We start from the raw sequence: 22,684 nt of genomic DNA on the forward strand, positions 1-22,684 counted from the left end.
TGGCGATGCGATTGTCACAGTGTCACAATTTTCACGACTTCCGGCGGCTGGCGCATCGCCGGCTGCCCGGGCCGATCTTCGACTACATCGACGGTGGGGCGGACGATGAGGTCACCCACCGCCGCAATACGGCGAGCTTCGAGCAATGCGACCTCGTGCCCAATGTGCTGCGCGGCGTGCAAGAGGTCGACCTCTCGGTCACCGTCATGGGACAGAAGCTTGCGCTGCCGTTCTATTGCTCGCCGACGGCCTTGCAGCGTCTGTTTCACCATCGGGGCGAGCGTGCCGTCGCTGCGGCCGCGGCGCGCTACGGCACCATGTTCGGCGTCTCCTCGCTCGGCACGGTCAGCCTCGAGGACCTGCGCAAGGCCCATGATACGCCGCAGGTCTATCAGTTCTACTTCCACAGGGATCGCGGGCTCAACCGTGCGATGATGCAGCGCGCCAAGGACGCCGGCGTCGAGGTGATGATGCTGACGGTCGACAGCATCACCGGTGGAAATCGCGAGCGCGACTTAAGGACGGGATTCAGCATCCCCTTCCGTCTGACGCTCGCTGGCATGCTCCAGTTCGTGATCAAGCCGCAATGGGGCATCCAGTATGTCACCCACGAGAGATTCAGGCTGCCGCAACTGGAGGAGCATGTCGACATGAGCGGTGGCGCGGTGTCGATCGGCCGGTATTTCACCGAGATGCTGGATCCGTCGATGAATTGGGACGATGTCGCCGAGATGGTGCGAAGCTGGAACGGGCCGTTCTGTCTAAAGGGGATCATGTCGCCGGCCGATGCGCGCCGCGCGGTCGAGATCGGCTGCGCCGGGATCATCCTGTCGAACCATGGTGGTCGGCAGCTCGATGGTTCTCGCTCCGCCTTCGACCAACTCGCCGAAATCGTCGACGCCGTCGGCGATCGCATCGACGTGATGATGGATGGCGGCATCCAGCGCGGGACCCACATCCTGAAGGCGCTCTCGCTCGGTGCCAAGGCCGTCGGCCTTGGGCGCTCCTATCTCTATCCGCTGGCGGCGGCCGGCCAGCCCGGCGTCGAGCGGGCCCTCGGCCTGTTGCGGGCCGAGCTCGAGCGCGACATGAAGCTGATGGGATGCACCTCGATCGGCCAACTCTCGCGCGCCAATTTGCGCTTCAAGTCGGCGGCGTGAAACACCGGCGCGACGGCCATCGATAGGAGGCTGTCATCAATTTGAGCGGCGCGCGCGGGACCTGACGGTTTTAGCGCGGCCGGCTGCGCTCGATGATCTCCGCCGCACCCTTCGCCAGCAGGTCCAGTCCCACCGCACGGCCGAGCTCGCGCGGACGGTTGGCCGGCCCTTTGCGCGAGGCTTCGATGATGGTGTTGCCGGAGAGATCGAGCACCGAGGCGGTGAGCGACATCTGATCGCCTGTGATGGTCGAGAAGCCCGCCACCGGCGAATTGCAGTGGCCGTTGAGCACCCAGAGCACCTCGCGCTCGGCGTCGGCGGAAGCGTGCGCAGAGGCGTCGTCGATCGACGACAGGATCTGTCGCGTCTGCCAGTCCTGCGCGGCACATTCGACCGCGACGATGCCCTGCCCTGCCGCCGGCAGCATCTCCACCGCGGTGAATTCGTAGGCGATGCGATGCGCCAGCCCGACGCGATCCAGGCCCGAGCGCGCCATGATCAGCGCATCGGCCGGCCCGACTGCCCCGCCATCCGGAAGGCGCTGCTTCTCGCCATTGTCGAGTTTCCGCACCCTTGTGTCGGCGGCCCCACGGAAATGGATCACCTCCACCTCCGGGAACAACCGCCGCGCATAGGCGGCGCGACGGACGGCGTTGGTGCCAATCTTGAAGCCTTTGCCGCGGGACTGGCGTAGCGCTTCCAACGTCACGCCGTGGCGCAGCACCAGCGCGTCGCTGGGCGGATCGCGCGACAGCGTGGCACCGATGACAAGGCCGGGCGTGTCCTCGTTGCCCGGCATGTCCTTCAGCGAATGCATCGCTGCCTGGAGCTCACCCGACAGCACCGCGGCGCGGATCTGAGCCACGAAGGCCCCGCCTTTGCCGCCATGCGGCAACAGCTTGCTGGTCTGGTCGAGATCGCCCGTGGTGTCGAACTTGACGATCTCGACGTCGAGACCGGGCACGGCGGCGGTCAGGCGGCGCGCAATCTCTTCCGTCTGTGCCAGCGCCATGGCGCTCTTACGTGTGCCGATCTTGAATCGCGTAGCCAAGTCCAAACCCTCTCAAGCAGCGAAGTTTATCGCGCATCCTCCAATATCATGTCGGAGGCCTTTTCGGCGATCATGATGATCGGCGCATTGGTGTTCCCCGACACCAGATCCGGCATGATCGAGCCGTCGACGACACGCAAGGCTTCGAGTCCCCTCACCTTCAGCCGCTGATCGACCACCGCGAGCGCGTCGTTGCCCATACGACAGGTCGAGGTCGGATGATAGATGGTGCTGCCCCGGTCGCGGCAATAGTCCAGGATCTCGGCGTCCGTGGATACCTTCGCCCCGGGATCGTACTCGTCCACCACGAACGGCTTCAGCGCCGGTGCGTTCAACATCTTGCGCAGGATCTTGATGCCCTCGACATTGGTGGTGCGGTCGGTCTCGGTGGACATGTAGTTGATGCGGATCTCCGGCGGCACGGCCGGGTCTGCGCTCTTGATGCGCAAGGTGCCGCGGCTCTCGGGCCGGAGCTGGCACACCGACGCCGTGAATCCGGAGAAGGCGTGCAGCTTCTCGCCCATCTTGTCGGTCGAGAACGGCAGGAAGTGCACCTGGATGTCGGGCGAGGCGAGGCGCGGACTGGTCTTGAAGAATGCGCCCGCCGTGCCGGCTGCGATCGTCAGCCAGCCCTTCCGAAACAGCGCATAACGCGCGCCGGCCATGGTGCGGCGAAGCGGATGATTGATGGTGTCGTTGAGCGTGATCTTCTGCGAGCAGCGCATCACGATGCGGACCTGCATGTGATCCTGCAGATCGTGACCGACGCCCGGTGCGTCCAGCACCACATCGATGCCGTGCCGGCGCAGGAGATCGCCGGGGCCGACGCCGGAGAGCTGGAGCAGCTGCGGCGAATTGTAGGCGCCGCTCGACAGCACCACCTCCTTGCGCGCGCGGGCGCGGCGCAAGGAGGCGCCTTGCCGGTATTCGACGCCGACCGCCCGGCGCCCTTCGAACAGGATGCGCTGAGCGTGTGCGGAGGTCTCGATTTTGAGGTTGCTGCGCGCCCTCGCGGGACCGAGATAGGCGACCGAAGTCGAGGCGCGGCGACCGTTGCGCGTCGTGGTCTGGAACAGGCCGACGCCTTCCTGCGTCGCACCGTTGAAATCAGGATTGTAGGGCAGACCGGTCTCGACTGCGGCATCGATGAAGGCTTTTGACAACGGATCGGTCACGATCATGTTGGACACCGGCAGCGGCCCGCCCGTGCCGTGATAATGATCGGCGCCCCGCGACTGGTTCTCGGCCTTCTTGAAATAGGGCAGCACGTCGTCATAGCCCCAGCCGGTGTTGCCGAGCTGGCGCCAGCGGTCGTAATCCTCGTGCTGGCCGCGGACATAGAGCAGGCCATTGATCGAGCTCGATCCGCCCAGCGTTTTTCCGCGCGGCTGGAATACCTGACGACCCTTCAGCTCGGGCTCCGGCTCGGTCTGGTACATCCAGTTGACGCTCTTCTCCTTGAACAGCTTGCCGTAGCCGAGCGGGACGTGGATCCAGATGTTGGAATCCTTCGGACCGGCCTCGAGCAGCAGCACGCTGTGCTTGCCGTTCGCGGTGAGCCTGTTAGCGAGCACGCAGCCGGCGGAGCCGGCGCCGACGATGATGTAGTCGAATTCGGGATCGGTGGGTGCGAGGGCGGAAGTTGCGTTCATGCGCTACTGTTCTTCTTGTTGGCGTGGGCGTTTCCGACTTCACCTCTCCCCGGCGGGGAGAGGTCGGATTGCGCGCGGCGATGCGCAGCATCGTCCGTAGCAATCCGGGTGAGGGGCCGCAACGGAAAGTGAGACCGCAACCCCTCACCCGGATCGCATCTTCGATGCGATCCGACCTCTCCCTACGGGAGAGGTGAAGCGAACTCGGAGTCGACACCACCCACATAGCTGGCTCCGCGTTAAGGCGATCATGCCTTGACGCGCAGCGCTTCCACCAGCGACTTGAACGCACGGGCATATTCCGCGCCCGCCTTGGCGATATCGGCGCGTCCGGCGCAGGCGACCGCGGCCTCCGTGACCGCCCCGAGCAGCAGCCGCGCGAGCGGCTCGACAGGCTGCCGTGCGATCAGGCCGGCCTCCATCGCGGCGGAGAGCGCGCGCGGGATCTTGCCGCCGAAGTGCTGCGCGTCGATCTCGCGCCAGCGTTCCCAGCCAAGCACCGCCGGGCCATCGCGCAGGATGATCTGGCCGGTCGGCCCCTTGGCGGTCGCTGCGAAGTAGTGCTGGGTGCCGGCGACCATGGCGGCGAGCACGTCCTTCTCGGCGCGTGCCGTGCGGTCGATCTCGGCAACGAGGTCGCGCGAGACCTGATCGAACACGGCCTCGAACACCGATTCCTTGGTCTTGAAGTGATGATAGACCGCGCCCTTGGCGACCGAAGCGCCTTCGGCAATGTCGTCCATGGTGGTGGCGGCAAAGCCGTGCGTCCCGAACAGGCGCCGCGCCGCCGTCAGGATCGCCTCCGATGTCGCCGCCCGCCGTTCCGCCTGTTTGGCCATGGGTCTTGTCTCCACCTCTCCCCACCGGGGAGAGGTCGGATTGCGCAGCAATCCGGGTGAGGGGCTGCTGCAGCGTCGGGTAAGACTGCAACCCCTCACCCGGATCGCATCTTGCGATGCGATCCGACCCCTCCCTACGGGAGAGGTGTTTCGAGTTCTTGGCTCGCATCGACTCAATCTTCCTTCCCGTCTAGTCGAATTCAGTTCAGGCGGCCAGTTGACTTTTCGACCATCGGTCGGTAATTACCGACTACAAGTCGGTTTTAACCTGTGAGGTCCCCATGCCGAGCCGAGAGATCGTCGAAGCCTTTGCAAAGCGGCTGGAGGATGGCGACTTCGTCGGCGCGATCCTCGACTACTACACCCCCGACGCATCAACCTATGAGAACCTCGCCGCGCCCGTGGTCGGACGCGACAAGCTCGCGGACAAGGAGCGCGGCGTGCTGGCGGCGTTCAAGGAGGTCACTGCCGTGCGCCTCGGCCCGAGCCTGATCGATGGCGACATTGTCGCCAGTCGCTGGAAATTCTCCTTCACCAACGCCGAGGGCGTGACACGGACGCTGGAGGAGATCGCGTGGCAGACCTGGCGAGGCAATGAGATCATCGAGGAGCGCTTCTTCTACGATCCGAAGCAACTCGGACGCTGAGCAGGAATGCCCTATCGGTACAGCACCACCACAGCCAGACCGACGAGAGGCGCAAGAAACTGAACGGCCTGCCACCGCGAGCCATCGATCGACCAGCGTCCGTAGAAGACGGTGCCACCGCGTTGGGCAGGCGACGCCGGTTGATCCCGAAATGCCTTCCACCGCGCCTCGGCAGGCCCGAGAAAATCTTCCGGCTTGACCGCCATGTCGGCGCTGCTCAGCACCACCTGCATCGTCTCGCCTTTCGGCTGGAACATGGCCTCCGCCCCCGGTGGCGAGAAGAAGCTGCGCTTCGCGGCGATATGCTGCTCATAGAAATCCTGACCGACCGTGACGGCCGCAGCGTATGGACTGACGTACGGCACCCCCGAGATGCCGGGAACGACGAGATGGCCCACCCCACGCACCTCCTGCCAGGGAATGAAGAGACCCTTGAGCCACGGCCTGTGAAAGTGGATGCCCGCGGAAGACATGGAGACGACGGCCCGGTCCGCATAGAAGTGCCGGTAGGACGAGAACGCGATCCATCCCAATCCCAGGTAAAGCATCATCCAGCCGAAAACATTCAGCGATGGATTCACGAGATGGCTCCAATAGAGACTGCGCACGGTCCCGACATAGCTGGAGCGGCCGCTTGGCCCGCCGACCAACACGCTGATCACACCGATCACGCCGGCGACGATGATCAGGACAAGGACGCCGATCAACAATTCAAGAAGCAATGGCAGGCCGGACCGCCCGATCAGGGTCGTCAGTGCATAGCCTGCGAACGCCAGACCTAGCAGAGCCAAATAGATCGTGGCCAAAACCGCTCCATTCTGGCCGCGGCTCTCGGCGTGAAGCCCGATCGCAAGGCCGGCGACGCAAGCCCACATGGCCCAGGGGAGGCGGTCCATCCGCCATTTGTCCATCGTGTATTCGACCGTTGCCGACACGTCAGCTGAAGGCTCGCTCATCGACAGGCCCTCGGGATTTCGAATGCATCGGGTGCCGACGCGGCGCACGGTGCCTGTCGGTCCGCGAAACCTATCACGCGATCGAGGGGGGCGTCTCGATCTGGCCGGGTGCGGCAAAAGGCCGATCGAAGAGCCGCTCTCCGGGAGCCGCTCAGGCCTTGACGCCAGAAGGCAGACAGCTTCGTCGGCGCCACCAAACACGTCTTTGTTGTCATTGGCGTGACGCATAGCGCCGCATTTGTATCGATTTGTTATCGATATTCCGTGACGAACACGCAGAAGTGGTTACGGCGCCTCCCGCAGCCGTGGATAATTCATAGTTCGTCAAAGGTTTGCGGCAAAGTCTCCGAACCGGCTGGACGAAAGGCCCTGCTGCTAGGCTCTGGGATGCGGACTCAAACGACCAACTATGTCGCTCGGCTGTTCGCCGGCGATCTGTCGGCCTTTGGCGGTCCCGCAGCCGACGAGGCCGTCGCCGGGCAAATCCGCGCCGAGCAGATGTCGCTGGTGCTCGGCTATTCGGTCGGTATCATGCTGGCCAATGCCTGCAACGCCATTGTGCTCGCGATCGCGCTGTGGCCATCGCCGGACAGGATCCCTGCGCTGATCTGGGCGGCTTCCGTCGCCGGCGCCGCGATCGCGTTCGGCCTGCAATCGCACGCGGCGCGCCGCATCACCAAGCCGCAATTCGTCTCGCGTCGCGCGATGCACCGGCTGGTGCGCAACGCCTTCATCCTCGGCGCCGCCTGGGGCATCGTCCCGGTCGCCTTCTTCGCCGGCGCTTCGACCGGCGGCCAGCTCGTCATCACCTGCCTGTGCGCGGGCATGTTGGCCGGCGGGGCACTCGCCTTCGCCACCATCCCGATCGCGGCGATCGCCTTCACGGCGCCGATCTTCCTCGGTATCGCCATCTGCCTCGGCCGGAACGGCGATCTCGCCTTTCTCCTGATCGCCTTTCTCGTCGTGGTCTACGGCAGCGTCCTGCTGCGCAGCGTGTTCGTCAATTCGTTCTCGTTCGCCCGGCGCGTGATGCGAGAGATCGAGGCCGAGCGCACGGTGCGGCTGGATCCCCTGACCCATCTGCCCAACCGCGTCGCCTTCAATGAAACGCTCGACGCCGCGCTCAAGCGGCTGGCGCTATCGGGTGAGGAATTCGCGGTGCTCCTGCTCGATCTCGACCGCTTCAAGGAGGTCAACGACCAGTTCGGCCATCCTGCCGGCGACGAATTCCTGGTCCAGGTGGCAAACCGCCTGCAACGCTGCACGCGCGCCGCCGAGCACGTCGCGCGCATCGGCGGCGACGAGTTCGCGCTGGTGATGGCCAACCTGACGCGGCCGGAGGATGCGCTCGAGATCGCCGAACGCTTCGTCGCGGCCTTCGCCGAACCGTTCCAGATCGAGGGCCGTCAGATCGTCGGCGCAACCAGCGTCGGCATCGTGCTGGCGCCGCGCGACGGCAACACGCCGCTCGATCTCATGAAGAATGCCGATGCCGCGCTCTACCGCGCCAAGAAGGCCGGGCCGGGCACGGTCTGCTTCTTCGAGCAAGCCGATGACAGGTCGTCCCGCGAACGCAAGGCGCTGCAATCGGACCTCACAGGCGCGATCGCGCGCGACGAGCTGTTCCTGGTGTTCCAGCCGTTCCTGGATCTCGGCAGCAACCGCATCACCGGCTTCGAGGCACTGCTGCGCTGGCAGCATCCCACGCGCGGGCTGGTGCCGCCGAGCGAGTTCATCGCCATCGCGGAGGAGACGGGGCTGATCCACGAGATCGGCGAATGGGTCATCCGCCGCGCCTGCGCGACGGTTGCGGAGTGGCCCGAAGAGATCAGGGTCGCCGTGAATTTCTCGGCCGCGCAGTTTCACAACACGGCCATCCTCCAGACCATCGTGGAGGCGCTCGCCGAGGCCAGGATCGCCCCGCATCGGCTCGAGATCGAGATCACGGAATCGATGCTGCTGTCGAAATACGGCTCGGCCGCGACGGTCCTGAACGCGCTGCTGGAGCTCGGCGTCACCGTGGCGCTCGACGATTTCGGCACCGGATTCTCTTCGCTGACCTACCTGCGCAAGCTGCCATTCAGCCGCATCAAGATCGACCAGTCCTTCATCCGCGACATGCTGGTGCAGCCGGACTGCGCGGCGATCGTGAAGTCGGTGATTTCGCTCGCGCGCGATTTGCAGATCGGCGTGGTGGCGGAGGGCGTCGAGACCGCCGACCAGCTCGAATATCTCAGGCAGATCAATTGCGACGAGGTGCAGGGCTATCTGATCAGCCGGCCGGTGGCCGCGGACGGGGTGATGGCGCTGCTGGAGACGAAGAAGTACCGGGCGATTTACGCGGCGTAGAAAAATTGTGCCTCGGTCCGGCGACTCGGGAGGTACGCTCCCCCCCGCTTGCGGGGGAGGCTGGGGAGAGGGCTGTCTCCGCGGCGGGACTCCCCCAGAGGAGAGAGCCCTCACCCGCGCCTTCGGCGCGACCTCTCCCGCAAGCGGGAGAGGTGAGCCCGCGGCGCCGTCCGCTTCCTCCTAAGAGAGTCCCGCTCCGGCCTAGCTCAAACCGCATCCGCCCGGAGCAGCGTGTCGACCGTGATGGTGCCGCGCGCGCGGGAGACGCAGGCGCAGATCTTCTGGTTGGTTTGCTTCTGGTGGTCGCTGAAGAAGACGTCGCGATGGTCGATCTCGCCGTCGACCTCGACCACGTCGATGGCGCAGAGGCCGCATTCGCCGCGCTTGCAATCGTACATCACGTCGTGGCCGCTGGCATTGAGCACGTCGAGCATCGAGCGCTCGCGTGGGATTTCGAGCTCGACACCGGAGTCCTTCAGGCGCACGCGGAACGTTTCGGTCGGCAGCGTGCCGCTGGAGCCGAAGGTCTCGTAGCGGAGATCGGGGAGCGGATGGCCGGCGCCGATCCAGGCATGGCGCGCGGCGTCCAGCATGCGCATCGGGCCGCAGAACAGGGCCAGCGCGCCTTGCGGCAAAGAGGCAAACAGCGCGTCGAGATCGAGCCGGTGCCCTTCGTCGCTGGCATGAACCACGAGACGATCGCCGAGCATCGCGGCGAGATCGTCGAGATAGGCGGCCTCGCCACGCGAGCGCACGGCATAATGCAGGGTCACGTCCGCTCCGCGCCGGGCCAGCGCCTGCGCGGCGCCGAGGATCGGGGTGATGCCGATGCCGCCGGCAATCAGGCAATAAGTGTTGCGGCTCCAATCGACCGCGAGCAGCGAGGCGGGTTGCGTGATGTCGAGCCGCGCGCCCGGTTGCAAGGACCACATGTAGCGCGAGCCGCCGCGGGAATCCTCAGCACGGCGCACTGCGATCTTCAAGCCCTGCGACGAGGCCTCGCCGACCAGCGAATAGGACCGCGTCTCCGGCAGGCCGTCGATGGTGACGCTGACATTGATGTGGCTGCCGACCGGATAGGCCGTGGCCTCGAACTGATCCGGCCTGATCAGGAATTCGCGGACGTTCGGGGTGAGATCGCGGGTGGCGACGAGCGTTGCGGGGGTCCAGGTTTCGATGAAGCGCATGGTCACTGCCCTCAATCGGTTGCGGTCTTGATCAGCGCGAGCGCAGGCAAGAGGTCGAGATGGGTCCGGTTGCGCAGCGCGAGCCGCAGGTTTCGCACCGCGAGCCGCGCATGCTCGCGCATGACGGCCTCGGCGCGCGCGCCTTCGCGGTTCTCGATGGCGTCGATCACGACGCGATGATGCTCCTGGGCGATGATCAGGATCTGCTGCGCCTCCGGCAGTGCCGATTGCGCCATCACGAAGCCGCTCGGCGAGGCAAACGGCAGCGCCGAGGCACGGTCGATCTGCCGGATCAGCGGCGGGCTGCGCGACAGTTCCGTGAGCTGGGCATGGAAGCGCGCATTCAGCGTGACGTAGGACGAGAACGCATCGACCGAGATCGGCACCTGCCGCAGCAGCTCGTCGATTGCAGCGAGGCACTCCTTCAGCGGCTCGAGCTCGCGCGCGGCGACGCCGCGCTCGGCGGCAAAGCGCGCCGCCAGACCTTCCAGCGTGCCGCGCAGCTCGATCGAATCGGAGATGTCGCGCTCGGAAAACGCCTTCACCATGAAGCCGCCGGAGGGGATGGCCTCGAGCAGACCCTCCTCCTCCAGCCGCACCAGCGCCATGCGCACCGGCGTGCGCGAGGCGCCGGTCGTCTCCACCGCCTGAAGCTCGGAGATGCGCTCGCCGGGACGCAGGGCGCCCGACAGGATCTGGTCGCGCAGCGCGAGCTGCGCCTTCACGGTCTGCGAGATGGAGCGGTCGACCTCACGCTCGGCCATGTTCTACTCCGCGGCCTGAAGGTGCTTTGGGGCGTTTTCCTTCGCCACCATCTTGTCGATCAGCTTGCGCGACCACATCGCGCCGGCATCGATGTTGAGGTTGTAGAAGATGCGATCGGGGTTCTCGTCCATCGCGCGCTGCTGCGCTTCCAGGATCAGCTCGTCCTCGCGGAAGATGCCGGAGACGCCCTCGCGGATCTCGGTGGTGAGGCGCTGCTCACCGAGGCGGTAATTGCGGACGAAGGACCAGAAATAATGGCAGGTCTTCTCGGTCTCCGGCGTGATGGTGTTGAGCACGAAGCCGTTGACGCCTTGCGAGCGGTCGCCTTCCGGCGCGCCGGTCCCTGTCGGCGCGACGCCGACGTCGATCGCGATGGTGCACGGCGCCTCGAAGCGGATGATCTGCCAGCGGTCGACCAGGCCGGGCTTGCCGAGCTGCTTGGCCCAGAACGGCGGCGGCTCGATGCCGCGCATCCAGCGCGTCACCGTGACCGTCTTCTCGCCATGGGTGACGTCGAACGGCGCCTCGGCCACCGCATCATTGCCGATGGAGGAGCCGTGCACGAAGGTCTCGTGGGTGAGGTCCATGAGATTGTCGAGCACGAGGCGGTAGTCGCAATTGACGTGGATGGTCTTGCCGTCGCCGGCCCAGGCGGGATCGTGATTCCAGTGCATATCCGGCACCAGCGCGGGATCGGCCAGCGCAGGATCGCCCATCCAGAGCCAGATGTAGCGGTGACGCTCGACCACGGGATAGGCGCGCACGCAGGCCGACGGGTTGATGGTCTCCTGCGAGGGCATGAAGGTGCAGCGCCCCTGCGCGTTGTACTTCAGGCCATGATAGCCGCAGACGACGGTGTCGCCCTCGAGCCGGCCCTTGGACAGCGGCACCAAGCGATGCCAGCAGGCGTCCTCCAGCGCGGCCACCGAGCCGTCGGCCTTGCGATACATCACGACATGCTTGCCGCAGATCGTCCGCGGCAACAGCGCCGCCTTGACGTCGGCGTCCCACGCAGCAGCGTACCAGGCGTTCATGGGGAAGGGTTTTGTCATTGTCTCGCTCCCACGGCTTATGAATACGTTATGTATACAATAGCGGAGGGATGGAATTGTTCAAGGCTAAAAGCGGCGTAACATAATACCGTTGCTCATGTTTCTGTATACATCATTCATCCCGCTGTCATCGCCCGCGAAGGCGGGCGATCCAGTACTCCGCAGCGGAAATTGCCTGAACCAATGACCGCCGCGGAGTACTGGATTCCCCGCCTTCGCGGGGAATGACGGCGGTGACTGCGGTCCAAGCGGGGCACGCGGCCCACCCTCAAGGGACTCCAAGGGAGGGGTAAGAGGGGCGCTTGCGCCGGGGAGCTACGCCGCGAACACCTTCGCCAACCCCGCCTGAGCTTCTTCCTGAATCCGCTTCAGGTGCTCGGGGCTGCGGAAGCTTTCGGCGTAGATCTTGTAGACGTCCTCGGTGCCGGACGGCCGCGCGGCGAACCAGCCGAAATCGGTTTCGACCTTGATGCCGCCGAAGGGCTGGCCGTTGCCGGGCGCCTTGCTCAGCGTCGCGCGGACGGGATCGCCGGCGAGGTCCTTGAGGCCGAGCTGCTCCGGCGTGACGGATTTCAGGATGTTCTTTTGCGGCCCGGTGGCGGCGACATCGATGCGCGCGTAGTGCGGCATGCCGAACTCGGCGGTGAGCTCATTGAAGATCTGGCTGGGATCGCGGCCGGTCCTGGCCATGATCTCGGCAGCGAGCAGGCCGAGGATGATTCCGTCCTTGTCGGTGGTCCACACCGCGCCGTCGCGGCGCAGGAACGAGGCCCCTGCACTCTCCTCGCCGCCGAAGCCGAAGCCGCCGGTGACGAGGCCGTCGACGAACCATTTGAAGCCGACCGGCGTCTCCACCAGCTTGCGGCCGAGCTTCTTGGCGACGCGGTCGATGATCGAGCTCGACACCACGGTCTTGCCGATCGCGGCATCCTTGCCCCAGTCCGGACGGTGCGCGAACAGGTAGGAGATCGCGGTCGCCAGGTAATGGTTCGGATTCATCAGCCCGCCGGTGCGCGTGACGATGCCGTGGCGGTCGGCGTCGGTGTCGTTGGCAAAGGCGACGTCGAAGCGGTCGCGCATGCCGATCAGGCTCGCCATCGCGTAAGGCGAGGAGCAGTCCATGCGGATCTTGCCGTCCCAGTCCACCGTCATGAAACGGAAGGTCGGGTCGATCGCCTCGTTCACGATCGTGGCCTTCAGGCCGTAGCGCTCGATGATCGGATGCCAGTAATGCACGGCGGCGCCGCCGAGCGGATCGATGCCGATTTTGACGCCGGCGGATTTGACGAGGTCGAGATCGACGACATTGCCGAGATCGGCGACGTAAGGCGTGACGAAGTCGTAGGCGTGGACATTCGCGGCCTTGCGCGCCTTGGCATAGTCGATGCGCTTCACGTCCTCGAGGTCGCCTGCAAGATAGGCGTTGGCGAGCTTCTCGACGACGCCCGTCACGTCCGTATCGGCAGGCCCGCCATGGGGCGGATTGTATTTGTAGCCGCCGTCCTCGGGCGGATTGTGCGAGGGTGTGATGACGACGCCGTCGGCGAGGCCGCTGCTGCGGCCCTTGTTGTAGGTGAGGATCGCATGCGAGATGACCGGCGTCGGCGTGTAGCCGCCGTCCTTGTCGATCATGACCTCGACGCCGTTGGCGGCGAACACCTCGACGGCGCTGACCAGCGCAGGCTCGGCCAGCGCATGGGTGTCGATGCCGATGAAGAGCGGGCCGGTCAGGCCCTTCTCCTTCCGGTAATCGCAAATCGCCTGCGTGGTCGCGAGGATGTGGCCTTCGTTGAAGGTGTTCTTGAACGAGGTGCCGCGATGGCCCGACGTGCCGAACGCCACGCGCTGCGCCGGATCCGATGCATCCGGTCTGTTGGCGAAATAGGCCGTCACCAGCCGCGGAATATTGGTGAGCACGTCCGGCGAGGCCTGCTTGCCCGCCGCGGGATCGACTTCTGCCACTGAAATATCCTCGTCCTGTCGTGAGTGCGGGACACCATAGCATCGGCCCGGCCCCCGCCAAGGGCACAACACGCGCGAGGGGGAAGGCGTTCCTTGGGGGTAGCGAAGGTGGTGCAGCGGGTTCGTGCTATGCTCGGCACCACCACCCATCGAATCGTCTCATGATCCCTTCGCGCAAGCTGCTCGTGCTGATCGCCGGCCTCATCCTGGCCGGCGCACCGGCGCGCGCCGCGGAGTTCTACACCGAGGACCTTCGCATCCCGATGGCGGAGGCCGGACCGCAGGGGCTCGAGGCCTTCCTGGTCCGACCTGCGGGGACGAAGCGCTATCCCTTGGCGCTGCTCAGCCACGGCTCGCCGCGCAAGTTCGAGGACCGAGCGGCGATGTCGGCGCATAAATATTACGGCATTGCGCTGGAATACGCCCGGCGCGGCTTTGCGGCGCTGATCGTGATGCGGCGCGGCTATGGCACCTCGCCCGGCGGGCGCGTCGACAGCGTCGGCGGTTGCGCAAAGGCGGCGTACCTGCCGGCGGCCGCCGTCGCAGTTGCCGATCTGCGCGCCGCGATCGATGCGATGGCGCACCGGGGCGACGTCACGATTTCGGGCATGATCGCGGCCGGCCATTCCGCCGGCGGCCTTGCCACGGTGGCGCTGAGCGCGCAGGCCCCGCCCGGTCTCGTCGCCGCGATCAACTTCGCCGGCGGCCGCGGCTCGCGCGACGACGACGATGTCTGCAACGAGGAGGGGCTGGTGCAGACCTTCGCCACCTTCGGCAAGAGCTCGCGCGTGCCGATGCTGTGGGTCTATGCGAGCAACGATTCCTATTTCGGTCCCGATCTCGCGCGCCGCCTCCATGACGGGTTTCGCGCCGGTGGCGGCAATGCGAGGTTCGTGGCGGCGCCGGCTTACGGCGACGACGGCCATTATCTCTATTCGGTCGCGGGCCGGCCGCAATGGACACCGTATCTCGACGCCTTCCTGCGCGAGCGCGGGCTCGGCCGTGAACTCCTGAGCCTGCCCGATCCGCTGCCGCCACCGCCCCAGCTCAGCGAGGCCGCGCGGGCCGAGTTCGCGCGCTATCTCGCCAGCCTGCTGCCGCACAAGGCCTTTGCGGTGTCGCCGAACGGCGGCTACGGCTGGCGCACCGGCCGTGCGACAACTGAAGAGGCCCGGCGCGACTCGCTGGCGGCCTGCATGAAATGGTCGCCCAGTTGCACGCTCTATGCGGTCGATGACCAGCTGGCCGAGCCATCGCAGGCCAGACCCACCGAGCAGAGCGCCCGCGCGCGGCAGTGACAGACGCGCCAGAGGCCGGTTTGTTAACTCCGGAGCTCTATGACAAGCCCATGCTGTGGGATCGGGCACGCTTCAATCTCGGCGCGACGTGGAGGCATGTCGCGGTCGTCCTGCTCGTGTCGGCTCCGATCGGCGCGCTTGCGGGCGACGGGGGGACCGAGCTCGGCGCCGGCGAAACGCCGTCATCGCGCGCGATGATCCGGAAGATCATCGAGCGGGAAATAAAAAGCACCAATCTGCCGGCCGACATCGCCGAGGCGATCGTCTTCGTCGAAAGCGGCTACAACCCGGCAATCATCGGCGGCGCGGGCGAAATCGGCCTGATGCAGGTGCGCCCCGAGACGGCGGCGATGCTGGGCTTCCACGGCAGCAACGCGGAGCTGGCCGAACCCGACGTCAACATCCATTACGGGGTGCTTTATCTCAGCCAGGCCTGGCGTCTTTCGGGCGGGGACCTCTGCCGCGCCCTGATGAAATACCGGGCGGGTCATGGCGAAGAGGAGATGACCGCGCGGTCGCAGGTCTATTGCAACCGGGCCCGCAACCGGCTTCTCGCGATGAGCGCAATGCCGGCAGGCCCCGAAGCTGCGGCTGCTCCGGATCCGGCGCCTGCAGTTGCCGTTGCGGCTGCGGCTGCGGCGCCCGCAAAAGCGGCGAGCCGCCCGAAGATGCCGGTGCAGCCCAAAGCCGTCTATGCCAGCTATCGTCAAGGCACCGCAGCCGCCAGCCGCGCCTATTGGGCCGCTCACGAGGCGAGGGTCAGCCAGATCAAGGCGCGCATCGAAGCACGTTGGAAGCGCGTTGCATCGCGCTGACGGCGATGCCCTATGCTCTAGAGCCGCTCGCTGAGCGCGAGCTTGTAGCCAACGCCGGTGACGGTCGCGATCACGGGCGTGCCGCTGCCGACCAGCTTGCGGCGCAGTCGTGCCACCAGCGCATCGACCGTGCGGATGTCGACGTCGGCCTGGCGGTTGCTGACGACCTCGATCAGATAGTCGCGGCTGAGCGGCCTGCCGTCGGCGCCGACGAGCGCCGCCAGCAGGTCGAATTCGGCGCGCGTCAGCGCCACCGGCTTGCCGTCGTTGCCGAGCAGTTCGCGCCGGGTCAGGTCGATGATCCAGTCGCCGAAGGCGATCGAATTGTGGTTGCGCGCCGCCTTTCGGTCGATCGAGCGCCGCCGCAGCACGCTGCGCGCACGCGCGAGCAGATCGCGCAGGTTGATCGGCTTGGTGACGTAATGGTCGCCGGCGACCTCGAGGCCGAGAATGCGGTCGACGTCGGTGTCGCGCCGCGTCACGAAGATGATGCCCACGTTGCCGGCGGCCTGGATCTCCTTGGCGAGCTCGAAGCCGTCGCCGTCGGGCAGTTGCACGTCGAGGAAGACGAGATCAGTGCGCGCGCGCAGCGCCTGACGGCACTCCGTGCAGGAGCCGGCGCCGACCACATCGAAATTGTTGTCGCTGAAATAGTCGACCAGCATGGTCCGTGTCACCGGATCGTCCTCGACGACGATCAGCCGCTCGCGGCCGGCCGGACGCGATTCCTGACGTGCGGAAACCGTCACGGTCCTGGATGATCCGACCTGCGAATTCAAGTCGCTGCGCGTCGCGCTGTCATGTGAACGGACATTCACAGCCTGTTCGAGCCCCCGAAATTGCCTGCCGCAATACTAGGCGCGTTGTGACGCGCAAACAATATTGGTCATGGTCTCAACGTATTTAGTATGAATTGGCCCACAATTCTCATTCCGCGCACCATCGCGCCGGCAGCCTCCCGTTCTCTGAAAATCAGATTACACTTCGGGTAGCCCGCTGCGGATTGCTCCGCCCGTGAGCTCACATCTACTGTGCGTCCAAAAGCCTGCACTCGGAGGTGGCCCATGGAGGTCATACTGCTCGGCACCGGCGGCCCACGTCCAGACCCGCGTCGCATGGCGACGACCACGCTGATCAGGCTTGGCGAGGAGAACATCCTGTTCGACGCCGGCCGTGGCGTCATGGTGCAGCTTCACAAGGCGGGCGTGCCGCTCGGCGCCATCAACACGGTCTTCCTCACCCATCACCATTTCGACCACATCGGCGATCTCTACGACGTGATGTTGAATTCGTGGATGCACGGGCGCAAGGACGAGCTGCGCGTCTATGGACCGCCGGACACCGAGCGGCTCGTCAACACGCTGGTCACGCAGGTCTACGACAAGGACATCGCCTGGCGCGACCAGGGCGAGCCGACCTTCGGCGGCTGGAAGCCTGTCGCCGCAACGGACATCGTGCCGGGTCCCGTTCTCGATACCGGTCGCTGGAAGATCAGCGCCGAACTGGTCTCGCATGGCGACGGTCTCGACATGTCGCCGGCCTTCCTGGAGCGCTGGATGTGTCTCGGCTATCGCTTCGAGGCCGAGGGCAAGGTCATTGCGATTTCCGGCGACACGGTCCCTTGCCCGGGGCTGGAGCGCCTGGCCGAAGGCGCCGACCTGCTGGTCCAGGTCTGCTTTCTCGCAACGCCCGAGATCAACAACGAGCACTTCCGCCGGCTTGCGAAACACACGCTCGCCTGCGGCGACACCGTCGGGAAGATCGCGGCCAAGGCCGGCGTCAAGAAGCTCGCGCTGACCCATCACCGTCCGCGCACCGACGACGCCATGCTGACCGCATTGCTCGATGACGTCAGGCGGGACTATGCAGGACCGGTCGTGCTCGGCGAGGATCTCACGCGCATCGAGGTCTAGGCATCGTCGATCAGCTCGCCGGCCTCAGGACGATCCGACCTCGATGCGGAACGATAATTGCTCTTCCGCGCCGGCCGCGATGTGCATCAGTCCCGGCTTGTCGGTGAAGTCGCCCTGGAAGCCGGCGGGACTTGCATAGCCGCGCCAGGGCTCGATGCAGAGGAACGGCGCACCTGACGGTTTCGACCAGACGCCGAGCTCGCGAAATCCGCGCCAAGACATTTTCAGCCAAGGTCCGGTTGATGCACCGCCCGTCGCGGCATAGCGGACCGAATGGCTCTCGATGCGGTCGAAGATGACGGCGTCGTCGACGAACAGGGAATCCGACAAGGGAAGCGACGTGCCCTTGACCGGGCTCGGCTCCGCCACGGGGCGCAGCAATCCAGCTTCCAGACGGCGGATCGGAGACGATTCGGCGCTCGCGAAGGTCAGTGCATAGCTCTCCTTGGCCGCGCCGGGCTGCAGCGGCCAATTGAAGGCGGGATGACCGCCGATCGACGCCGGCAACGTCTCCTTGCCGGTATTTGCGATCGTGAGCGTCAGATCGAGGCCGGACTCATCGATCGCATAGGCCGCCGTGAACCGGAACGGGAATGGATAGAGCGCGCGCGTCGTCTCGTTGTCCTCGAGCACAAGAGTACAGCGGCTCTCGCCGCGTTCCGCCCACACGAAGCGGCTGTCGCGGGCAAAGCCGTGCTGCGTCATCCGATACGTCTTGCCCTGGTGCCGCAATTCGTCGTTGGCAAGGCGCCCGACGATCGGAAACAGCAGCGGCGCGTGACGCGGCCATTCCGGCCCCGCCTGCCAAAGGAATTCGGTGCCACCGCCCTTCAGCGAGCAGAGCTCGGCGCCGTGCGCCTTGACGGTCGCGGTGAGCGAGCCGCTGCGAAAGGAGTGGGTGTCGTCGGTCATTGCCGACCTCTACACCCCGCCCTGGCACGCAGCAAGGCGACGCCGGCCATGCAGGCGGCGCCTCCGAGCCATGCCGGGCTGCGTCATATTTCTGTACCTAACGATTGCTCACGTGCGGCTTCTCCACCGCGAGCTCCCCGCGAACCCGGCCGGGACTCCATGAACCATCGTGGTAGTCAATTGAAATTCTTCATCAACGGCCGCTTTCTGTCGCAAAAGCTCACGGGCGTGCAGCGCTATGCCGCCGAAATGGTCAAGGCGATCGACGGGCTGCTCGCGTCGGAGCAGATTCCGGCCGTGCTGCGCAACGCAGACTGGCAATTGTTGAAGCCTGCGGATGCAAGCGAGGAACTTCATCTCGACCGGATCAAGATTCGCGCCGTCGGCCGGTTGCATGGGCACGCGTGGGATCAAGTCGATCTCGCCCGCGCCGCCGCCGGAGGCCGCTTGATCAGCCTGGCCAATTCCGGGCCCGTCTTCCATCGCGACCACATTGTCGTGATTCACGACGCCCAGGTCTTTCGCAGGCCCGACTTCTTCAATTGGCGCTATCTGACCGTCCATCGCACGATGGGTCGGATGCTCGCCCGGCACGCAAGCATCGCAACGGTATCGGGATTTTCACGCAAGGAGCTTGCGGATGTGCTGAATCTCTCGGCATCGCGCATTCCGATCTTCCCCAACAGTGCCGAACACTTTGCGGCCACGAAGCCCGATCCCGGCATTCTGGCCCGACTTGGCGTCCGGCCGCAGAAGTTCTTCCTGTTCGTGGGCTCGAAAACCAAGAACAAGAATCTGTCCGTCGCGATCCGTGCCATCCAGCTGCTCGACCGGGCTGACGTTCCCCTGGTCATCGTCGGCGGCGACAACAGCAAGGTCTTTCAGGATCATTCCGGCGAAGGGGTTTCCGGCCTGCTGCTGGCCGGCCGCCTGACCGACAGCGAGATTGCCGCACTTTATGCGCACGCATCGGCCTTCGTGTTTCCGTCGCTCTACGAGGGATTCGGTGTCCCGCCACTCGAAGCCATGATCTTCGGCTGCCCGGTGATCGCCTCGACGGCCGACGCCGTCGTGGAGACGTGCGGCGACGCGGCTGCGTATTTTGGCGCCACGGATGCCGAAGCACTGAAGCAGCTCATGCTCGAAAGACTGGCAATCGGCGCGATCTCTGAGCAGGAACGCAGGCGACAACAGGATCGTCTTGCATTCTATTCGTGGAAGAAATCGGCGAAGGCGTTGCTCGATCACCTCGCGGCGCCGGCGAACGTCGCCAGCGCTGCGTGAAACGCGGCGCGGTTCGCCTATCGCGCGCAATGGTTTTTGCACAAACGATTTGCAACTCGCGTCTCTCAGCACGGTTCCATGAAACTTCTTCTTCGTTCTTGCGGCGATCGCAAGCACGAGCGGCTTGGCGCAACATGACCACATCCCTGCCCCAATATCGCTACGTATTCGAGGAACTGTGTTTCGCACTAGCGAACACAGAACAGGAATACAGATGTCCGGCTCTCCAACGCGGCCCTATGCAAGGCAAACGATGAAAGTGCTGCACATCGCCGAAACGATCCGTGGCGGGATCGCGAGCTATCTGAACGAGTTGCATCCTCAGCAGCAGGCCAGCTTCGGGGCCGAGAACGTGCATTATGTCGTGCCGTCGGATCATCGGGACGACCTCGGCGCGGTCGATGACAACCAGATTACGACATTCGAGCGATCCGGCCGCAGCGTCGCCGGCCTATTCCAGATGTTGCGTGCAAGCATGCAAGCGCTGGACGCCTTCAGACCTGACGTGGTGCACCTGCATTCTTCCTTTGCGGGGCTCGTGCTCCGGCCCGCGCTGGCAGCCCGCTCGGGCGGACCGCGCGTCGTCTATTGTCCGCACGGCTGGGCATTTTCGCGCGAGACCGGCCGCTTCAGTCACGTGCTGACCAAGGCGGCGGAGAACCTGCTTGCGCGCACGTCGGACCGAATCATCTGCATCTCCGGCGACGAGCATAGCGAGGCGTTGCGCGCGGGAATTCCTGCCGACCGCCTCACCCTGGTCCACAACGGCATCTCGAAGAGCCGCACGCCGCAGCCCGTCTCGGCGGACTGGACCTCCAAGAAGGTCAAGGTGCTGTTCATCGGACGCCTGGATCGGCAGAAGGGCTTCGATCTCCTTATCGAAGCGGCGCGCGCGCTCGAGGACGTCCTCGACATCCGCATGATCGGCGCCTCCGTCGTCAACAAGTATGAAGGCCCGGCGGTGCCGCCCAACGTGTCCCTGCTGGGCTGGCTGGACCGGCCGACCATCGAGACCCAGCTCGAGGCAGCCGATCTCGTCGTGATTCCGTCACGATGGGAAGCCTTCGGCCTCGTCGCCCTGGAAGCGATGCGCGCGGCCAAGCCGATCCTGGCATTCCGCAGCGGCGCCTTGCCCGAAATCGTCGTCGACGGCGTCACCGGCGTGCTTTGCGAGCCCGTCGCGGTGCAGCCGCTCGTCGACGGCTTCCGGCGAGCACTCGATCTCGACCTCAAGGTGCTGGGACAGCGCGGCTACGACCGCTTCAAGCAGCTCTATGACGTCGAGAAGACGCATGCACAATTGCAGCAGGTCTATGCCGAGCTGCTTCGGGACGACCAGACGCCCGTCGAAGCGAAGGCGGGGCTGCAGTCGGACCTCTCCAAGAATTTCTGATGATCAACATGCACGCTTGCCCTAGCAGATGCGGGAGATCGCGATGGCGATGCTCTCGAATAATGTCACTGCCCCTGCATCGCGCGTGAGCATGATCTAGACCATGACACGCCCACGCACGTTGCTTCGCGACAATGTCCTTCGCCTCGCGGGCCTCATCTCGGTCATTGTTCTGTCGGTCCCCGCCTGCGCTCAACCGCTCGACGCCCGATTCCTGCTCGGCGTCGGCACCCATCAGGGGTTGGGCGGGCCGGTGAGCGCGCGGGGATACGTGCCTGCGGAGAACATCGCCCAGATCAAGCAACTCGGCCTCAACGCCTTCCGCGACGATTTCCCCTGGTCCGATTTCGAAACGGCGGGACGCCGGATGGGCTTCACGCCCAGGCTGGGCCGGCTCGAGGCGCAGGTCAGATCCGGCATTGCGCGTCCGCTGCTGATTCTCGCCTTCGGCCATCATCTCGTTCCGAATTCCTCGCCGCCGACGACCGATGAGGCGCGGCAGCGGTTCGCCGACTATGCGGCAGCGGCGGCGCAATCCGTCGTGGCGCAGCATCCCCTGTTCGAGCTCTGGAACGAGTGGAATCTGGCGGCAAAGAAAGATGCCGCATTCTCGCCGGAAAATTATCTGGCGCTGGCGCAAGTCGCGCGACCTGCGGTCAAGCGCGCGGCGCCGAATGCGCCATTCCTGGTCGGCGCCCTCGGTGACGATCTGGGCTGGGCGTGGACGGAGAAGATGCTGCGAACCGGCATTCTGCAGTATGCCGACGGCGCTTCGATCCATCTCTATAATTTCTGCATGGGCCCGAGCAAACGGACCTCGGCCGAGATCATCGAGCGACTCACGGCGTTTCACCGGCTCGTCGGCCAGGCGAGTGGAAACCCCGACTTCCCGGTCTATGTCACCGAGACCGGCTGGACCACGGCCAGCAACAAATGCGGCGTCAGCGAGCAGGCCCAGGCCGACAATAGTGCGCAGCTCATCCTGTGGGCGTCGACCGCGGCGCGCTGGCTCAAAGGCATCTGGCTCTACGAGCTCAAGGACAGCGGACAGAATCCATCGGAGCTGGAGCACAATTTCGGGCTCTACCGTTTCGACAATTCGCCGAAACCCGTCGCCTGCGCGGTCCAGGGCGCCTGGGCCTTCATCCGCTCCAGCCTGAGCGCCGAGAAGCGCGAGCTCGCCAGCGGCGTCGTGTCGATCAACGCAACGACGACGTCCGGCGCCAGAGTTGCGGTCTGGTCCGAGGCTCCCGACCGGCGTTACGAGGTCCGGCTCAAGGGCGATCAGGAAGGCGCAACGTTTGCGCTGCCGTGCGACTCGGCCGCAAGACCTGCGTCCGGAGCCTGGATTCCGGTTTCGAGCACGCCGGTTCTCATTGCAGCAAGCAACGGTGCCATGCCCTCCCTGGAGATAAGACCGGCGCGGTAAGCGCGATTTTGCAAGACATG

Annotated in this window: 19 protein-coding genes; 9 read left to right on the forward strand and 10 right to left on the reverse strand. The window is 65.3% G+C overall.

Annotated features, from left to right (window positions below):
- The first annotated feature begins 5 nt into the window (after nt 1-5).
- Nucleotides 6-1,160 carry an alpha-hydroxy acid oxidase gene (locus ACNJYD_RS32340; RefSeq protein WP_439364389.1) on the forward strand — a complete coding sequence of 385 codons (1,155 nt, stop codon included), beginning with the start codon at nt 6-8 and terminating at the stop codon, nt 1,158-1,160.
- A gap of 70 nt (nt 1,161-1,230) precedes the next feature.
- Here the strand turns inward: ACNJYD_RS32340 and hemC are convergent, their stop codons facing one another.
- From hemC to ACNJYD_RS32355, 3 genes are all read right to left on the reverse strand, one after another.
- Entirely contained in the window at nt 1,231-2,211 is a 981-nt protein-coding gene (gene hemC, locus ACNJYD_RS32345) for a hydroxymethylbilane synthase (protein WP_439364390.1), read from the reverse strand.
- Nucleotides 2,212-2,237: 26 nt separating this feature from the next.
- Complete coding sequence (locus ACNJYD_RS32350) at nt 2,238-3,863, reverse strand: GMC family oxidoreductase (protein WP_439364391.1); 1,626 nt, start codon at nt 3,861-3,863, stop codon at nt 2,238-2,240.
- 248 nt (nt 3,864-4,111) lie between these two features.
- Nucleotides 4,112-4,702: a TetR/AcrR family transcriptional regulator gene (locus ACNJYD_RS32355; protein WP_439364392.1), complete on the reverse strand. Its 591-nt coding sequence runs from the start codon at nt 4,700-4,702 to the stop codon at nt 4,112-4,114.
- A 281-nt stretch (nt 4,703-4,983) separates the two neighbouring features.
- On the opposite strand from ACNJYD_RS32355, the gene ACNJYD_RS32360 reads away from it, so the two are divergent.
- The gene (locus tag ACNJYD_RS32360; protein ID WP_172785825.1) at nt 4,984-5,349 is read left to right on the forward strand and encodes a nuclear transport factor 2 family protein; all 366 of its coding nucleotides are present in this window, start codon (nt 4,984-4,986) and stop codon (nt 5,347-5,349) included.
- A gap of 11 nt (nt 5,350-5,360) precedes the next feature.
- Here ACNJYD_RS32360 and ACNJYD_RS32365 read toward each other — a convergent pair whose 3' ends face one another.
- Nucleotides 5,361-6,305, reverse strand: coding sequence for a hypothetical protein (locus ACNJYD_RS32365; protein ID WP_439364393.1), 945 nt, complete (start codon nt 6,303-6,305; stop codon nt 5,361-5,363).
- A 387-nt stretch (nt 6,306-6,692) separates the two neighbouring features.
- Here ACNJYD_RS32365 and ACNJYD_RS32370 point away from each other — a divergent pair, with 387 nt between their 5' ends.
- Nucleotides 6,693-8,654 (forward strand): putative bifunctional diguanylate cyclase/phosphodiesterase, encoded by a 1,962-nt coding sequence (locus ACNJYD_RS32370; protein WP_439364394.1) that lies wholly within the window; start codon nt 6,693-6,695, stop codon nt 8,652-8,654.
- A 206-nt stretch (nt 8,655-8,860) separates the two neighbouring features.
- Here ACNJYD_RS32370 and ACNJYD_RS32375 read toward each other — a convergent pair whose 3' ends face one another.
- The 4 genes from ACNJYD_RS32375 to pgm form a co-directional block, all read right to left on the reverse strand.
- Nucleotides 8,861-9,841, reverse strand: a complete 981-nt coding sequence (locus tag ACNJYD_RS32375) for a PDR/VanB family oxidoreductase (protein ID WP_439364395.1) — start codon at nt 9,839-9,841, stop codon at nt 8,861-8,863.
- Between the two features lie 11 nt (nt 9,842-9,852).
- Nucleotides 9,853-10,605: a GntR family transcriptional regulator gene (locus ACNJYD_RS32380; protein WP_172785821.1), complete on the reverse strand. Its 753-nt coding sequence runs from the start codon at nt 10,603-10,605 to the stop codon at nt 9,853-9,855.
- Between the two features lie 3 nt (nt 10,606-10,608).
- Nucleotides 10,609-11,658 (reverse strand): aromatic ring-hydroxylating dioxygenase subunit alpha, encoded by a 1,050-nt coding sequence (locus tag ACNJYD_RS32385; RefSeq protein WP_439364396.1) that lies wholly within the window; start codon nt 11,656-11,658, stop codon nt 10,609-10,611.
- A gap of 315 nt (nt 11,659-11,973) precedes the next feature.
- On the reverse strand, nt 11,974-13,620 hold the full coding sequence (gene pgm, locus ACNJYD_RS32390; RefSeq protein WP_439364397.1) for a phosphoglucomutase (alpha-D-glucose-1,6-bisphosphate-dependent): 1,647 nt from the start codon (nt 13,618-13,620) through the stop codon (nt 11,974-11,976).
- A gap of 161 nt (nt 13,621-13,781) precedes the next feature.
- Here pgm and ACNJYD_RS32395 point away from each other — a divergent pair, with 161 nt between their 5' ends.
- Together ACNJYD_RS32395 and ACNJYD_RS32400 are read left to right on the forward strand one after the other, a co-directional pair.
- Nucleotides 13,782-14,918, forward strand: a complete 1,137-nt coding sequence (locus ACNJYD_RS32395; RefSeq protein WP_439364398.1) for an alpha/beta hydrolase family protein — start codon at nt 13,782-13,784, stop codon at nt 14,916-14,918.
- On the forward strand, nt 14,915-15,733 hold the full coding sequence (locus ACNJYD_RS32400) for a lytic transglycosylase domain-containing protein (protein WP_439364399.1): 819 nt from the start codon (nt 14,915-14,917) through the stop codon (nt 15,731-15,733). The genes ACNJYD_RS32395 and ACNJYD_RS32400 overlap by 4 nt, the downstream gene beginning before the upstream one ends.
- Before the next feature lie 17 nt (nt 15,734-15,750).
- Here the strand turns inward: ACNJYD_RS32400 and ACNJYD_RS32405 are convergent, their stop codons facing one another.
- Nucleotides 15,751-16,551: a response regulator gene (locus tag ACNJYD_RS32405; RefSeq protein WP_212259472.1), complete on the reverse strand. Its 801-nt coding sequence runs from the start codon at nt 16,549-16,551 to the stop codon at nt 15,751-15,753.
- A 246-nt stretch (nt 16,552-16,797) separates the two neighbouring features.
- On the opposite strand from ACNJYD_RS32405, the gene ACNJYD_RS32410 reads away from it, so the two are divergent.
- Nucleotides 16,798-17,646 (forward strand): MBL fold metallo-hydrolase, encoded by an 849-nt coding sequence (locus ACNJYD_RS32410; protein WP_439364400.1) that lies wholly within the window; start codon nt 16,798-16,800, stop codon nt 17,644-17,646.
- Between the two features lie 24 nt (nt 17,647-17,670).
- On the opposite strand, the gene ACNJYD_RS32415 is transcribed toward ACNJYD_RS32410, so the two are convergent.
- Complete coding sequence (locus ACNJYD_RS32415) at nt 17,671-18,558, reverse strand: aldose 1-epimerase family protein (RefSeq protein ID WP_439364401.1); 888 nt, start codon at nt 18,556-18,558, stop codon at nt 17,671-17,673.
- Between the two features lie 180 nt (nt 18,559-18,738).
- Here ACNJYD_RS32415 and ACNJYD_RS32420 point away from each other — a divergent pair, with 180 nt between their 5' ends.
- The 3 genes from ACNJYD_RS32420 (at nt 18,739) to ACNJYD_RS32430 (ending at nt 22,664) form a co-directional block, all read left to right on the forward strand.
- Nucleotides 18,739-19,842 carry a glycosyltransferase family 4 protein gene (locus ACNJYD_RS32420; protein ID WP_260380388.1) on the forward strand — a complete coding sequence of 368 codons (1,104 nt, stop codon included), beginning with the start codon at nt 18,739-18,741 and terminating at the stop codon, nt 19,840-19,842.
- Nucleotides 19,843-20,095: 253 nt separating this feature from the next.
- A complete protein-coding gene (locus ACNJYD_RS32425) occupies nt 20,096-21,235 on the forward strand; it encodes a glycosyltransferase (protein ID WP_172785812.1) in 1,140 nt (379 codons plus the stop codon).
- A 103-nt stretch (nt 21,236-21,338) separates the two neighbouring features.
- Nucleotides 21,339-22,664, forward strand: a complete 1,326-nt coding sequence (locus ACNJYD_RS32430) for a hypothetical protein (RefSeq protein ID WP_439364402.1) — start codon at nt 21,339-21,341, stop codon at nt 22,662-22,664.
- Nucleotides 22,665-22,684: the final 20 nt, after the last annotated feature.

This window comes from Bradyrhizobium sp. SPXBL-02, assembly GCF_051853065.1.
GTDB lineage: Bacteria > Pseudomonadota > Alphaproteobacteria > Rhizobiales > Xanthobacteraceae > Bradyrhizobium.

Coding starts and splice junctions, on each gene's coding strand:
- ACNJYD_RS32340 (WP_439364389.1), top strand. CDS start 6: ATGCGATTGTCACAGTGTCACAATTTTCACGACTTCCGGCGGCTGGCG.
- ACNJYD_RS32350 (WP_439364391.1), bottom strand. CDS start 3,863: ATGAACGCAACTTCCGCCCTCGCACCCACCGATCCCGAATTCGACTAC.
- ACNJYD_RS32355 (WP_439364392.1), bottom strand. CDS start 4,702: ATGGCCAAACAGGCGGAACGGCGGGCGGCGACATCGGAGGCGATCCTG.
- ACNJYD_RS32360 (WP_172785825.1), top strand. CDS start 4,984: ATGCCGAGCCGAGAGATCGTCGAAGCCTTTGCAAAGCGGCTGGAGGAT.
- ACNJYD_RS32365 (WP_439364393.1), bottom strand. CDS start 6,305: ATGAGCGAGCCTTCAGCTGACGTGTCGGCAACGGTCGAATACACGATG.
- ACNJYD_RS32370 (WP_439364394.1), top strand. CDS start 6,693: ATGCGGACTCAAACGACCAACTATGTCGCTCGGCTGTTCGCCGGCGAT.
- ACNJYD_RS32375 (WP_439364395.1), bottom strand. CDS start 9,841: ATGCGCTTCATCGAAACCTGGACCCCCGCAACGCTCGTCGCCACCCGC.
- ACNJYD_RS32380 (WP_172785821.1), bottom strand. CDS start 10,605: ATGGCCGAGCGTGAGGTCGACCGCTCCATCTCGCAGACCGTGAAGGCG.
- ACNJYD_RS32385 (WP_439364396.1), bottom strand. CDS start 11,658: ATGACAAAACCCTTCCCCATGAACGCCTGGTACGCTGCTGCGTGGGAC.
- ACNJYD_RS32395 (WP_439364398.1), top strand. CDS start 13,782: ATGATCCCTTCGCGCAAGCTGCTCGTGCTGATCGCCGGCCTCATCCTG.
- ACNJYD_RS32410 (WP_439364400.1), top strand. CDS start 16,798: ATGGAGGTCATACTGCTCGGCACCGGCGGCCCACGTCCAGACCCGCGT.
- ACNJYD_RS32415 (WP_439364401.1), bottom strand. CDS start 18,558: ATGACCGACGACACCCACTCCTTTCGCAGCGGCTCGCTCACCGCGACC.
- ACNJYD_RS32425 (WP_172785812.1), top strand. CDS start 20,096: ATGAAAGTGCTGCACATCGCCGAAACGATCCGTGGCGGGATCGCGAGC.
- ACNJYD_RS32430 (WP_439364402.1), top strand. CDS start 21,339: ATGACACGCCCACGCACGTTGCTTCGCGACAATGTCCTTCGCCTCGCG.